Source organism: Microlunatus sp. YIM B11417 (assembly GCF_059617205.1).
The window spans coordinates 1,458,545-1,471,517 of sequence record NZ_JCAMPJ010000001.1 but is presented as its reverse complement, the minus strand read 5'-3'; the positions used below and the strand labels follow the sequence as shown (position 1 = coordinate 1,471,517).

General features: G+C 71.0%; 13 protein-coding genes. 9 read left to right on the top strand and 4 right to left on the bottom strand.

The annotated features are described in order from the left end of the window. Positions 1–50: 50 nt before the first annotated feature. Positions 51–761 carry an SDR family NAD(P)-dependent oxidoreductase gene (locus AC6CCG_RS07430; RefSeq protein ID WP_496653850.1) on the bottom strand — a complete coding sequence of 237 codons (711 nt, stop codon included), beginning with the start codon at positions 759–761 and terminating at the stop codon, positions 51–53. 132 nt (positions 762–893) lie between these two features. Between AC6CCG_RS07430 and AC6CCG_RS07425 the strand changes: the two genes are divergently transcribed. The 3 genes from AC6CCG_RS07425 to AC6CCG_RS07415 are packed head-to-tail and all read left to right on the top strand — an operon-like array spanning position 894 to position 3,438. Then, positions 894–1,505 carry a TetR/AcrR family transcriptional regulator gene (locus tag AC6CCG_RS07425; protein WP_496653849.1) on the top strand — a complete coding sequence of 204 codons (612 nt, stop codon included), beginning with the start codon at positions 894–896 and terminating at the stop codon, positions 1,503–1,505. 10 nt (positions 1,506–1,515) lie between these two features. Further along, on the top strand, positions 1,516–2,385 hold the full coding sequence (locus tag AC6CCG_RS07420) for a phosphotransferase (protein ID WP_496653848.1): 870 nt from the start codon (positions 1,516–1,518) through the stop codon (positions 2,383–2,385). A gap of 27 nt (positions 2,386–2,412) precedes the next feature. Continuing rightward, the gene (locus AC6CCG_RS07415) at positions 2,413–3,438 is read left to right on the top strand and encodes a protein kinase family protein (protein WP_496653847.1); all 1,026 of its coding nucleotides are present in this window, start codon (positions 2,413–2,415) and stop codon (positions 3,436–3,438) included. Between the two features lie 417 nt (positions 3,439–3,855). On the opposite strand, the gene AC6CCG_RS07410 is transcribed toward AC6CCG_RS07415, so the two are convergent. Continuing rightward, on the bottom strand, positions 3,856–4,248 hold the full coding sequence (locus AC6CCG_RS07410) for a hypothetical protein (RefSeq protein WP_496653846.1): 393 nt from the start codon (positions 4,246–4,248) through the stop codon (positions 3,856–3,858). Positions 4,249–4,343: 95 nt separating this feature from the next. On the opposite strand from AC6CCG_RS07410, the gene AC6CCG_RS07405 reads away from it, so the two are divergent. The 6 genes from AC6CCG_RS07405 to asnB all read left to right on the top strand — a co-directional run bounded on the left by AC6CCG_RS07405 (position 4,344) and on the right by asnB (position 11,064). Further along, positions 4,344–5,270: a 1-phosphofructokinase family hexose kinase gene (locus AC6CCG_RS07405; RefSeq protein WP_496653845.1), complete on the top strand. Its 927-nt coding sequence runs from the start codon at positions 4,344–4,346 to the stop codon at positions 5,268–5,270. Beyond that, positions 5,267–6,652, top strand: coding sequence for a sulfatase family protein (locus AC6CCG_RS07400; protein WP_496653844.1), 1,386 nt, complete (start codon positions 5,267–5,269; stop codon positions 6,650–6,652). Before AC6CCG_RS07405 ends, AC6CCG_RS07400 begins: the two co-directional genes overlap by 4 nt. A 64-nt stretch (positions 6,653–6,716) precedes the next feature. Next, positions 6,717–7,253: a M15 family metallopeptidase gene (locus tag AC6CCG_RS07395; RefSeq protein WP_496653843.1), complete on the top strand. Its 537-nt coding sequence runs from the start codon at positions 6,717–6,719 to the stop codon at positions 7,251–7,253. A 9-nt stretch (positions 7,254–7,262) separates the two neighbouring features. Continuing rightward, positions 7,263–7,952: a response regulator transcription factor gene (locus AC6CCG_RS07390; RefSeq protein ID WP_496653842.1), complete on the top strand. Its 690-nt coding sequence runs from the start codon at positions 7,263–7,265 to the stop codon at positions 7,950–7,952. Beyond that, positions 7,945–9,078 carry a sensor histidine kinase gene (locus AC6CCG_RS07385; protein WP_496653841.1) on the top strand — a complete coding sequence of 378 codons (1,134 nt, stop codon included), beginning with the start codon at positions 7,945–7,947 and terminating at the stop codon, positions 9,076–9,078. Before AC6CCG_RS07390 ends, AC6CCG_RS07385 begins: the two co-directional genes overlap by 8 nt. Positions 9,079–9,159: 81 nt before the next feature. Continuing rightward, positions 9,160–11,064 (top strand): asparagine synthase (glutamine-hydrolyzing), encoded by a 1,905-nt coding sequence (gene asnB / locus AC6CCG_RS07380; RefSeq protein WP_496653840.1) that lies wholly within the window; start codon positions 9,160–9,162, stop codon positions 11,062–11,064. On the opposite strand, the gene AC6CCG_RS07375 is transcribed toward asnB, so the two are convergent. Next, on the bottom strand, positions 11,061–11,960 hold the full coding sequence (locus tag AC6CCG_RS07375) for a bifunctional riboflavin kinase/FAD synthetase (protein ID WP_496653839.1): 900 nt from the start codon (positions 11,958–11,960) through the stop codon (positions 11,061–11,063). The genes asnB and AC6CCG_RS07375 overlap by 4 nt on opposite strands. A 64-nt stretch (positions 11,961–12,024) precedes the next feature. Further along, positions 12,025–12,966, bottom strand: coding sequence for an ion transporter (locus AC6CCG_RS07370; protein ID WP_496653838.1), 942 nt, complete (start codon positions 12,964–12,966; stop codon positions 12,025–12,027). Between the last annotated feature and the right edge of the window lie 7 nt (positions 12,967–12,973).

The following is a 12,973-nucleotide window of genomic DNA, read 5'->3' as shown; positions in this document are numbered from 1 at the left end:
CGCCATCGCGGTCAGGTTCCGGCGCGCCGCTCCGCCGTCTGGCTGATCGGTCAGGCGTTGCTGCCGCCGTCCACGATCAGCGTGGCGCCGCTGATCTGGCGACCCGAGTCGGCGGCCAGGAAGAGCACCGCGCCGGCGATGTCGTCCACCGAACCGTACTCACCGAGGGCGGAGAATCCGCGTTGCAGGTCCGCACTCTCGCCGACCGACGGGTTCATGTCGGTGTCCGTCGCGCCGGGATGGACCAGGTTGACGGTGATCCCGCGCGGGCCGAGTTCCCGGGCCAGGGCCCGGGTCAGGCCACTGTTCGCGGCCTTGGTCATCGAGTAGAGCGCGATGTTGCCGAAGCTGGCCCGCTCGGCGAGATTGCTCCCGATGGTGATGATCCGGCCGAGATGCGGGACCGCGGCGCGGACGGCGAGGAACGGAGCCCGCACGTGCACGGCGATGGTGCGGTCGATCTCGTCCAGGTCGGTCTCCTCGACCGGCCCGTAGGGGAAGATTCCGGCGTTGTTGATCACGATGTCGAGCCGGCCGAACTCGGCGACGGTGCGGTCCACCGCGTCCTGGATCGCGGTGGCGTCGGCGCTGTCGGCCGGCAGCGCGATCGCCCGTCCGCCTCGTTCGACGAGCCCGGTCGCGACCGCCTCGGCCAGCTCCTTGCTGCGTTCGTACGTGAGCGCGACGGCGGCCCCGGCCGCCGAGAGGGCGCGCGCGATCGCGGCCCCGATCCCGCGACTGCCGCCGGTGACCAGCGCCACGCGGCCCGTGAGATCTGTCTGGAGGGACGTGTTCAAGGTTTCTGTAGTGATTGACACATAAATAGGATGGCATGGTGTCGTGCCGGAGTCAACGGCTATTCTTAGTGATCGATACAGAAAGGTGGGCGAGGCATGGCGCAGCGCGGACGGCCGCGGGCCTTCGACCGCGAGGTCGCCCTGCGCGCCGCCATGGAGGTCTTCTGGGAACACGGCTACGAGGGCACGTCGCTGTCCGACCTGACCGCCGCGATGAAGATCAACTCGCCAAGCCTCTACGCGGCGTTCGGCGGCAAGGAGGAGCTGTTCCGGGAGGCGGTCGGGCTGTACGGCGCGACCGAGGGCGGGCTGACCGCCCGGGCGCTCACCGAGGAACCGACCGCGGCCGCGGCCGTCGAGGCGATGCTGCGGGACAACGCCGCGGCCTACTCGTCCGGCGACGGGCCGCGCGGCTGCATGATCGTGCTGGCCGGCTCCACGTACACGACCCGGAGCGAGACCGTGCGGGATTTCCTGGTGGAGAAGCGGATCGAGACGGTCGGGCAGGTGCAGGAACGGCTCGCCCGAGGCATCCGCGACGGCGACCTCGCGGCCGGAACCGACACCGCGATGGTCGCCGACTTCTACACCACGGTGCTGTACGGCCTCTCGATCCGGGCCCGGGACTGCGCCAGCACCGCGGAACTGAACAAGATCATCGACGGTGCGATGGCCGCCTGGCCCGCCCTGACCGGAGGTCCCGCGTAGGGTTCGGCGGGTGACGCGGTGGGACACGACCCTGACTCCGGCAGCGCTGGCCGACCTGGTGGCGGCCGCACGGCGACAGCGGCCCGAGCTCGGCGAGGCGGACCCGGAGCTGATCGGCGAGGGGATCAGCACGCTGACGTACGGCTGGCCCGGGTGGGCGCTCCGGATCTCGCGCCGCCATCCCGAACCCTGGACCTGGCGCGGCGGCCGCGGCCACGAGCTCGCCCTGCTCGCCGAACTGCGGCAGCGCGGCTTGCCGGTGCCGGCCGACGGTGTCGTGATCCAGGAGGCCGGCGGGCTGCCGGCGGCGATCCTGGAGCGCCGGGTCGTCGGGGCACCGCTCGATCCCGACCGGGTCCGGACCGATCCCGGGCTGATGACCAGGATCGCGATGATCTTGGACCGGCTGCATGCCGTCGGTCCGGAGGAGGCCGCCTCGCTCGGCGTACCCCGGGACGATCCGACGGGTGAGTTCCGGGAGGCGCTGGCCGTGGTGGAGCTCACCTCCGGGCTGCGGCGGCGGGTCGAGTCCTCGCTCGCACTGCTGGAGGGGCGGGCGCGGATCCGTACCCTGTGTCATCGGGACTTCCGGGTCGACCACCTGATCAGCGCCCGGGACGGCGACGTCACCGGGCTGCTCGACCTCGGCGATCTCGGCATCGACGATCCGGCGGTAGATCTGGCCCATCTGCACGGCGAGCTCGGCCCGGACGCGGTGGCCCGGATCTGCGCCGCGATGGAGACCGCGGATCCAGGCCTGGCCGAGGCGGCGCGGACCTTCCATGCCCTGTGGCCGTTGCTCGAGCTGGCGCCGGGCGGCGACTGGTGGGGCGACCCGGCCACGGCCCGGGACCGACTCGCCGCACTGCTCCGACCATGATCAACAATTCCCTGGCATGATCACCGGATGGAGTGGGAGACCAGGCGGGACCGACATCGACCGATCTCCGACTCGCTCGCCGCGCTGACGGATCCCGAGCTCGCGGAGCTGGTCGGTTCCGCCGGTTCCGGGACGATCGAGGTCGCCGGCGCCGTGGTGTTCGCCAAGCGGATCCCGCTGACCGAGCTGGAACTGGCGCAGCCGAACTCGACCGCGAACCTGTTCGACCTGCCGCCGGTCTGCCACTTCTTCTTCGGCGTGCCCGCGGTGACCCGGTTCGGCTTCGGCGGCCCGGCGCTCAACGCCTGGCGCGAGCTGGCCGCGAACCTGATCATCACCGACGGTGTGCTGGCCGGCGAGACGGAGGCCTTCCCACTGCTGCATCACTGGCGGGTGCTGCCCGGCCGGCCCCCGCTGGCCGCCGGCCCCGAGGACCTGGAGGGTTTGGTCGCCGAGCTGGACGGCTCGCCGGCCGTACGGGCCCGGCTGGAGGCCCTGCGCGCCGCGACGCACAGCCTCGTGCTGATCAGCGAGCAGTTGCCGTACCCGGTGACGGACTGGCTGCGGGAGGATCCGCTCGCGAAGGCGGAGTCGTTCGAGCGGCAACTGTTCGCGATCACCGACTTCCTGCGCGGCCGGGAGCTGCTGCACCTGGACGGACAGCTCGGCAACATGCGCTCCGACGGCGAGCGGCTCTACCTCGTCGACTTCGGCCTGGCCACCTCGCCGCGCTTCGACGTGACCGAGCCGGAGCGGGCCTTCCTCGCCACCATCGCCACCAGCGATGCCGACTACGCCGCCCAGCGGCTGGTGCACTGGCTGGCCGTCGCCGTCTGCGGCGTACCGGACCCGAAGGCGCCCGGCCAGGACTGGCGACCGCGGGCCGAGTTCGTCCGCCGCTGTGCCGAGGGCGACCTCCCCGACGACCTGCCCCCGGTCGCCGCGGGCCTTCTGACCCGCCACGCCGCCACCGCCTGGCGCACCTTCCAGTTCTACCGCCGGCTGTTCAACGAGGATCGGCGCACCGACTATCCGCAGCCGCTGCTGCGCTGATCCTGGGTCTGCCCACCTGCGGGACACCGGAAGGCTGGGGGTGGTGGCCGCGACGGCGGATCGAGCCGTACCGCCGGCGTGTCAAGGAGCGGCCAGCCCGGCTGACCGTGCAAGTGGCACGCATCTGCATCTCAGCGCCGCCCCGGAGGTCAGAAATCGATTTCACGATGCGTTGGACGACAGCTTTGTGCCACTCGCCAGAAACGGTCAGGGCAGTCGTTCACCGAGTGGCAGCCACCAGGTCGATCCGCCCCAGGCGTTGGATCCCGGCAGCACCGGAGTCGGCCAATCGTGCTCGGGCGGAAGGTCAGCCAGTGGTCCGCGATGGGGCCGATGCCGGTCCTGAGTTCCTCGAGGATCGCCGCGGCCCCCTGCTCGAGGCAGGGCCCGCACTTTCGAACCGGTGGCGCCGGTGGGTCACCAGGCGCGGTCGGCGTCGAGGCGGCGGCCGACCAGTCGGGACCGGATCCGGTCTACGCGGGTCTCGACCCAGGACTCGTCGGCCATGCCAAGCTTGGCGCGATGGGTCAGGCGGAACTCGAGCATCTCGCCGAGCGGGCGATCGGAGCACTTGTCGAACCGGCGCGGGGCCCGGGCGCGGGCCCGCAGCTCGGCGTCCTCGGCGAGGTCGAGGTCGGCCGGACCGGTCGCGGCCTGCAGCGACTGCTGGGCCAGCCGACGGTTGGTCCGGACTGCCCGGCGCTTGCCGTTGCGGATGGACTTCCGGGAACTCTTGTCGTTCTCCCCGTAGGAGTTGCGCCGGTCCTTGACGTAGCTCAGCGCCTTCTTCTCCTGCGGCGACCGGCGCATCGAAACCCTCCTGTCCGTCCGTGTCCGTTGACCCGAGGGTAGGGCGCGCCGCCCGCTCGGTCATCCGGAATTCCGGTCCCGCTAGAGTGCTCGGGGTGATCACCGTCGCCGGTCTGAGCCCGTCGCTCGACCTGACCTATCTGGTCGATCGATTGGAGCCGGGCGAGATCCATCGGCCGTCGGAGGTCGTGCGGTGTGCGGGCGGGAAGTCGCTCAATCTGGCTCGGGCGGCGGCGGCGCTGGGGGCGCAGGTGGAGATCGTGGCGCTGCTCGGCGGCTCGACGGGCGACTATCTGGCGGAGCAGCTGTTGGCCGAGGGCGTCTCGGTGATCATGGTCGGGACGCCGGCGGAGACCCGGACCTGCGTGTCGATCGCGGCGGCGGACACCGGGCGGCTGACCGAGCTCTATCCGCGGGCGGAACCGGTGCCGGCGGACGTCTGGCGGACCTTCCATGATCAACTCGGTACGTCGTTGCGGCGCCGGCCGGGCTGGCTGGCGATCACCGGCAGTGCGCCGCGCGGGCTGGAGCCGGAGGCCCTGGCGGAGCTGGTCCGCCTGGCCGCCGACGCCGGGGTACGGGTCGCGGTGGACACCCACGGGCCGGCGCTGGCGGCCGCGATCACCGCCCGGCCGGAGCTGGTCAAGATCAACCGGTACGAGGCCGCCGAGCTGCTGCAGGTCGCCCCGGAGGGTGACCTGGGCGAACGCGCCGAGGCGGTACGGGAGCGGACCGGCGGAACGGTCGTGATCACCGACGGCGAGCACGGGGCGGTCGCCACCGACGGCAGCGGCCGTTGGCGGGTCGCGGCGTCGCCGGAGCGCGGCAGCTTCCCGGTCGGCAGCGGAGATTCCTTCCTCGGTGGGCTGCTCGGCGCCCTCGACCAGGGCTCGGACCTGCCGACGGCGCTGCGGCGCGGCACCGGGGCCGGCACCGCGAACGCGCTGATCCCCGGCCCGGCGCGCTTCCGTACCGAGGACGTGGACCGGATCGCCAAGGAACTCGACGTGGAGGAACTGTGACGGATCGGCCCAACATCGTCCTGATCGTCTCCGATGATCATGGTTACGCCGACCGCGGCTACCTCGGCCATGATCAACGGGTCACGACGCCGGCGCTGGACCGGCTGGCGGCGACCGGGGTCGACTGCACCCACGGCTATGTCAGTGCCCCGATCTGCAGCCCGTCCCGGGCCGGGCTGATCAGCGGGCACTACCAGCAGCGCTGGGGTGCCCGGTGGTTCAACGACTCCCGGTTCGGTGATCAGCTGCCGAGCCTGGCCGAGCGGCTCGGTGCGCTCGGCTACCGGACCGGCTACTTCGGCAAGGTGCACTACGGTCCGGAGGACGTCGGCGACCGGGCCTGCCCGCCGCACCACGGCTTCGACGAGACGTTCTACGGCCTGGCCGGCCGCCAGATGGGTCGGCTCAACTACCTGCGGCACTCGACCGCCGCGGTCGAGGAGTACGGCCCGGACGCGTCCTGGCGGATGGCGGTCCAGCCGATGCTGACCGGCGACACCGAGGTCGAGCTGGAGGGCTTCCTGACCGAGGAGCTCGGCCGCCGGGCCGGCGCCTTCATCGAGGCCGGGTCCGAGCAGCCGTTCTTCACCATGATCGCGTTCAACGCCGTGCACAACTTCTGCTGGCAGCTGCCGGAGGAGGAACTCGCCGCCCGCGGGCTGCCGGTCCGGGCCGACTGGCACGACGCGGATGATCAGGGCTATGCGGAGTGGTACGACGGTTCGATCACGCCGAATCTCGAGCACGGCCGGGACTACTACCTGGCCCAGTTGGAGTTGATGGACCGCGAGATCGGCCGGCTGCTGGGCCGGCTGGACGAGCTCGGCATCGCCGACGACACGATCGTGGTCTACCTGACCGACAACGGCGGCTCGCCCTGCAACTACGGCGACAACACGCCGCTGCGCGGGTCCAAGTACACGCTCTGGGAGGGCGGCATCCGGGTCCCGTACCTGGTCCGCTGGCCCGGCGGCGGCTGGTCCGGCGGCCGCACCCTCGACGCCCCGGTCAGCTCCCTGGACCTGCTGCCGACCCTGGTCGGAGCGGCCGGCGCGGCCCCGGAGATCGTCGAGCAGGCGGACGGAATCGATCTCGGTCCGGTGCTGGCCGGCGCCGACGGTGATCATGAACGGGTGCTGCACTGGGACTGCGACTTCCAGTGGGCGGTCCGGGCCGGCGACCTCAAGCTGCGCTGGTGCGACGGCGATTCCCCACGGGCCGAGGGCATCCGTACCGTCGAGCGGGCCGAACCGGGAGACGGGACGAGCCTGTACGATCTCCGCAACGATCCCGGCGAGCAGCATGATCTTGCCGCCGAACGACCGGACGACGTCACCCGGCTGACCGCCCTGCACCACGACTGGGTCGCCTCCCTGCGCTGAGGTATCGCCCGCGTATCGAAATCCTGATACGCCGCCACAACCGCCCGACGGCTTCAGTTGAGGCATGAATCAGAGCGCGCGGACGGCCACGGTCGAGGTCCCGTTGGGCGAGGCGGACGGCGCCATTCCGGACGGCACGTCGGTGTCGGTGTACGCCGACGTACCGGCGGTGACCGGGCTCGACCCCGCGCTCCTGAAGGCGCTCCGCCGCGCAGCCCGCGCCGCGGCCCTGCACGGAATCGGGCTCCGGATCAACGCCGGCTGGCGTTCGCCGCGCCGGCAGTTGCGGCTGCTCGAGGACGCGGTCGGCCGGCTCGGGTCGAGCGAGGAGGCCGCCCGGTGGGTCGCGACGCCCGAGACGTCGGCGCACGTGGCGGGCGAGGCGGTCGACGTCGGCCCGGTCGAGGCGGCGGCCTGGCTGGCCGAGCACGGCACCGCGTACGGACTCTGCCGGATCTACCGCAACGAACCGTGGCACTTCGAGCTGCGGCCGGAGGCGGTCAGGTACGGGCAGCCACCGCTGTACGCGAACCCGAGCGAGGATCCTCGGCACCGACGCGGCCAGCGCCACACCGCCGGGCCGACGCCCGCCACACCCTAGGCTTCAAGCATGCGCGTGCTGATCGTGGAGGACGAGCCCTACCTGGCCGAGGCGGTCCGGGACGGACTGCGGCTGGAGGCCATCGCCGCCGACATCGCGGGTGACGGCGACACCGCACTGGAGCTGCTCTCGATCAACTCCTACGACCTCGCCGTTCTCGATCGCGACATTCCCGGACCGTCCGGCGACGAGGTGGCCCGGCGGATCGTCGCCTCCGGCAGCGGGATGCCGATCCTGATGCTGACCGCGGCCGACCGGATCGACGACAAGGCCTCCGGGTTCGAGCTCGGTGCCGACGACTACCTCACCAAGCCGTTCGAGCTGCGCGAGCTGGTGCTCCGGCTGCGGGCGCTGGACCGCCGGCGGGTCCACAGCCGGCCGCCGGTCCGCGAGATCGCCGGGCTGCGGCTGGACCCGTTCCGGCGCGAGGTCTACCGGGACGGCCGCTACGTCGCTCTGACCCGGAAGCAGTTCGCCGTGCTCGAAGTGCTGATCGCGGCCGAGGGCGGTGTGGTCAGTGCCGAGGAACTGCTGGAGCGGGCCTGGGACGAGAACGCCGACCCGTTCACGAATGCCGTCCGGATCACCGTGTCGGCGCTCCGCAAGCGGCTCGGCGAGCCGTGGGTGATCGCCACCGTCGCCGGCGTCGGCTACCGCATCGACACGGGTCCCGGTGACCCGGGAGCTGCCGATGGATAGAAGGCCCGGACTGAGCGTTCGGCTCAAGCTCACGCTGAGCTACGCCGGCCTGCTGATGCTGGCCGGGTTCATGGTGCTCGTCGTCGTCTGGGTCCTGCTGCTGCGGTACGGACCCGAGGGCGCGGTCACCACGCCGGAGGGCATCGACCCGGGCCGGATGATGATCAACGGCGACCTGCTCACGGCGCTCCGCCTGTTGGTCGGCGTGATGCTGCCGACCGCGACCATCGGGATGGCGTTCCTGCTGGTGTTCGGCCTGCTCGGCGGCTGGGTGCTGGCCGGCCGGATGCTCGCCCCGCTGGACCGGATCACCCGGGCCGTCCGGCAGACCACCGACGCGTCGCTGTCGCGCCGGATCCGGCTGCCGGGCCGGAAGGACGAGTTCCGCGAGCTCGCGGACGCCTTCGACGGCATGCTCGAGCAGCTCGAGGCCCACGTCACCCAGCAGCAGCGGTTCGCCGCGAACGCCTCCCACGAACTGCGCACCCCGCTGGCCATCTCACAGACCCTGATCGAGGTCGCCCGGACCGGCTCCGAGCAGAACCAGGGCGACCTCATCGATCGCCTGCACACGGTCAACACCCGGGCGATCGACCTCACCGAAGGACTGTTGCTGCTCAACCGGAGCGACCGCAGGCTCTTCACCACCGAGCCGGTCGATCTGTCGCTGCTCGCCGAGGAGGCCGCCGAGACGCTGCTGCCGCTCGCCGAGGACCGCAAGGTCACCCTCGAGGTCACCGGCGAGCCGAGCCGGACCCTCGGTTCGGCGGCGCTGCTGCTGCGGATGGTGACGAACCTGGTCCAGAACGCGATCGTGCACAACCTGCCCGAGCACGGCACCGTGACGGTGCGGACGGCGGCGCACGAGGACGGCAGCGTGGTCCGGATCGAGAACACCGGCCCGCCGGTCCCCTCCGTGCTGCTGCCGACCCTGCTCGAACCGTTCCAGCGCGGCACCGATCGGGCCCGCACCGAGCACTACGCCGGCGTCGGACTCGGCCTGGCCATCGTCGACAGCATCGTCCGCGCCCACGACGGGACGCTGGACCTGATCGCCCGGCCGGACGGCGGCTTGATCGTCACGGTCCGGTTGCCGGCCGGCGGTGCCGCGGAGCAGCACAGCTAGCCGCTCCTGCTTCGGTTGTATGCCCGGCCTATCGAAACGACCGTACGTTCCGGGAACAGCGGCGCAGTTTGACTGCAGGGTATGTGTGGAATTGCTGGGTATGTCGGACTGTCAGGGGATCAGGGCGCGGCGCTGTTGCGGGTGATGGCGGACGTCCAGGTCCATCGGGGCCCGGACGGAGCGGGCTATCACGTGCAGGGCGCCGTCGGGCTGGCCCACCGGCGGCTCGCCGTGATCGACCGGGTGGGTGGGGCTCAGCCGTTCCGGCGCGGCCGGTACGTGCTGGTCTACAACGGCGAGGTCTACAACTTCCGCGAGCTCCGGGCCGAACTGGTCCGGCTGGGCCAGGAGTTCCGGACCGACAGCGATACCGAGGTGGTCGCGGCGGCCTGGGCGGTCTGGGGCACGGCGGCGCTGGACCGGTTCAACGGGATGTTCGCGTTGGCGGTGACGGACAGCGAGACCGGTGAGACGGTGCTGGCCCGCGACCAGTTCGGCATCAAACCCCTGTATCTGGCGTGTGCGCCGGGCCGGGTGCTGTTCGCGAGCGAACTCACCCCTCTGCTGGCCACCGGTCTGGTCGGCCGCGAGCCGGACGAGCTGACCGTGTTCCGTTACCTGCGCTTCCGGGTCCATGACGACACCGACCGTACGTTCTTCGCCCGGATCAGCCGGCTGCTGCCCGGCGAGCTGGCCCGGATCGCGCCGGACGGCACCGTGACCCGCGAGACGTACACCTCGCTGCACCGCGAACTCCGCGAACTGGCCGAACAACCGGGCCGGCCGTATCGCTCCGACGTGGCCGAGGAGTTCGCCGAGGCCCTGCAGGCCGCGATCCGGACCAGGCTGGTCGCCGACGTGCCGATCGGCACCGCGTTGTCCGGCGGCCTGGACTCCTCCACCGTGGTCGTCGGCGTCAACCGGCTGCTGCTCGATCGCCACAGCGCCGCCGCGGCGATCGGCCCGCGACAGCAGTCCTTCTCCGCCGTCTTCCCCGGTGAGCTCAACGATGAGGAGCGCTACGTCGACGCCGTCGCGGACCGCTGCCGCTCGCTGCGGGTCCACAAGGTCCGACCGACCCCGGGCGGGTTCCTGGCCGACCTGGACGACTTCGTCCGCACCCAGGAGGAGCCGACCATCTCCACCGGCCCGTACGCGCAGTACTGCGTCATGCGGACCGCCGCGCAGCACGTCACGGTGATGATCGACGGCCAGGGCGCGGACGAGCTGATGGCCGGCTACGTGCCGTACTACCTGGTCAAGCTGCGTGAACTGCGCCGCCGCCGGGAGCACCGTCGACTGATCATCGAGACCGTCAAGGCCCAGGACGTGCTGTGGCGCCTCAGCCGGTTCACGATCAAGGACCGGCTCGCCGGCCGCCGGGCCGTCGGCATCGAGTCCCTGCTCGACGCCGACTTCAACGCCCGCCACCAAGATCAACATCCCACCGTCATCGACGACGACCTCAAGGCCCGGCTCGAGGACGACATCTTCCGGACCAGCCTGCCCGCGCTGCTGCGCTACGAGGACCGCAACACGATGCGATTCTCCCTCGAAGGCCGCGTCCCGTTCCTCGACTCCGAACTCGTCAAACTGCTGTGGTCGTTGGACTCCGATGCGATCCTGCACGCCGGCTGGAACAAACGCGCCCTCCGCGACGCCGCCCGCCCGCTGCTGCCCGCCATGATCACCGGACGCCGCAACAAGATCGGCTTCACCACCCCGGAATCCACCTGGTTCCGCGCGATCGGCCCGCAACTGCGCCAGATCCTCGCCAGCGCATCGTTCGGCCGGCGACCCTACTTCGACCAACGAGCGGTCCTGAGCGCCTTCGACGCCTACCTCGCCGGCCACGCGGCCAGCCAGACCATGCTCTTCTGGCGGCTGATCAACCTCGAGCTCTGGCTCCGCGAATACACCGACACGCCATCCCGGACGGTCGCTGCGGCATCGAGCCGACGACAGATCGGCCGCGTCCGGAGCTAGGCCTTCGGGGAGGCGAGGAGCTCGCGGATCTGCTCGACGTCGCGGTGCATCTGGACGATCAGCGCCTCACGGCCCTCGTACTTCACCTGGCCGCGGAGCCGCTGCTCGAAGTCGATCGCGATCTCGACGCCGTACAGCTCGAGATCGGTCCGGTCCAGCACGTACGCCTCGATCCGCCGCTCGACGCCGTCGAAGGTCGGGTTGGTGCCGACCGAGATCGCGGCCGGCCAGCGCGGCGACGGGATGTCCTGCCGGGTCACCCAGCCGGCGTAGACCCCGTCGGCGGGTACGGCCAGCGTCGGGTCGACGGCGACGTTCGCGGTCGGGAAGCCCAGCTCGCGGCCACGGTGGTCGCCCTCGATGACGACGCCGGAGAACCGGAACACCTGGTCGCTCAGCTCGCGGAACCGTTCCAGATCGCCGTCCGCGATCGCCTGGCGGATCAGCGTCGCCGAGTTCGGGGCGGCGGCGTCGCCGACCAGCTGGACGACCTGCACCTTGAAGTCGCCGCCGGCCAGGTCGGCCAGGGTCCCGACGTCGCCGCTGTTGTCGCGGCCGAACCGGAAGTTCTCGCCGACCACGATCCGTACCGGATCGAGCGGCCGGAGGGTCCCGTCGACGAACTCGGCCGGAGTCTGCCGGGACAGCTCGTGGGTGTAGTCGACGACCACGACCTCGTCGACGCCGGCGGCACGGAGCAGCTCGACCCGACGGTCCAGGGTGGTCAGCAGCGGCGGCACCCGGTCCGGGTGGTGGATCACCCAGGGATGCGGCCAGAACGTCACGGCGATCACCTTCGCACCCGGCTCGGCCTCCCGGGCCGCCTTGATCAGTGCGACATGACCTCGGTGCACGCCGTCGAAGTTTCCGATGATGATGACGCTGCCGTCGCTCATCGCGGGGCCCCCGCGGCGCAGTTCGGGGGAGCGCAGCGGAGGAGGGCTGCGTCGTGGGGTGCTGTCACTCGGTAAGTCTCCCATCCTGTCCTGAGGCCCCGTCGGCGACCGGCTCGCGGTCGATCGGGTGATCCGTGAAGCGATGCCGGAGCTCGTCGGTGCCTACCGTCGTGTCCCTCGCCAGGCCGGTGTCGGCCAGTTTCGCCTCCAGCTCGTCCAGCGCCTTGCGGAGACTGTGGATCGTCTCGGTCAGTTCCTTGGTCTCGACCCGGTCGTCGACCCGGTTCCGGTACGCCTCGTCCAGGCTGTTGATCACCACGCCGACGACGAGGTTGATCACGACGTAGGTGCCGATCAGCACGAACGAGATCGTGTACGGCAGCCCCCACGGCGACACCTCGCGGAGGTCGTACAGCACCGAGTTCCAGCCCTCCAGCGTGAGCAGCGTAAACAGGGTGAGCACGCCCTCGCCCAGGTTGCCGAAGTACTGCGGCGCGACGTCGCCGAACAACAGGTTGCCGATGATCGCGTAGATGAAGCAGAGCAGTCCGGTCAGCGCGAGCAGGCTCGCGGCGGGGCCGGCGGCGCGGCGCAGGCCGTCCATCAGGACGTGTACGTCGGGCATCAGCCGGAGCAGCCGGACCACCCGGAGCAGCCGGATCAGCCGCAGCGCGGTGGTGTTGCTGGACAGCCCGGGGACGAACGCGGCGGCCACGACGAGGGTGTCGAACACGTTCCACGGATCGCTGAAGAAGCGGCGCGGGTTCAGGCCGTACGCGACGAAGCGGAGCAGCACCTCGATCACGAAGATGCCCAGGAAGCCGTAGTCGATCAGCTCGATCGCCCGGTGCACGCCGGCCGGCAGCTCACGGTAGGTCTGGACCCCGATGGTGATCGCGTTGGCCAGGATCACCGCGACGATCAGGTTCTGGAACCAGGTCGCGTTGACCAGTCCGTGCGCGGCGCGTTGCCAACGCGGGGCACCCTCAGGCGGCTGGTACGGCATCGGAGTC

Excerpts from the sequence above, each read along its gene's own strand:
- AC6CCG_RS07425 (WP_496653849.1), top strand. The coding sequence starts at position 894 with ATGGCGCAGCGCGGACGGCCGCGGGCCTTCGACCGCGAGGTCGCCCTG.
- AC6CCG_RS07415 (WP_496653847.1), top strand. The coding sequence starts at position 2,413 with ATGGAGTGGGAGACCAGGCGGGACCGACATCGACCGATCTCCGACTCG.
- AC6CCG_RS07410 (WP_496653846.1), bottom strand. The coding sequence starts at position 4,248 with ATGCGCCGGTCGCCGCAGGAGAAGAAGGCGCTGAGCTACGTCAAGGAC.
- AC6CCG_RS07395 (WP_496653843.1), top strand. The coding sequence starts at position 6,717 with ATGAATCAGAGCGCGCGGACGGCCACGGTCGAGGTCCCGTTGGGCGAG.
- AC6CCG_RS07390 (WP_496653842.1), top strand. The coding sequence starts at position 7,263 with ATGCGCGTGCTGATCGTGGAGGACGAGCCCTACCTGGCCGAGGCGGTC.
- AC6CCG_RS07385 (WP_496653841.1), top strand. The coding sequence starts at position 7,945 with ATGGATAGAAGGCCCGGACTGAGCGTTCGGCTCAAGCTCACGCTGAGC.
- asnB (WP_496653840.1), top strand. The coding sequence starts at position 9,160 with ATGTGTGGAATTGCTGGGTATGTCGGACTGTCAGGGGATCAGGGCGCG.
- AC6CCG_RS07375 (WP_496653839.1), bottom strand. The coding sequence starts at position 11,960 with ATGAGCGACGGCAGCGTCATCATCATCGGAAACTTCGACGGCGTGCAC.
- AC6CCG_RS07370 (WP_496653838.1), bottom strand. The coding sequence starts at position 12,966 with ATGCCGTACCAGCCGCCTGAGGGTGCCCCGCGTTGGCAACGCGCCGCG.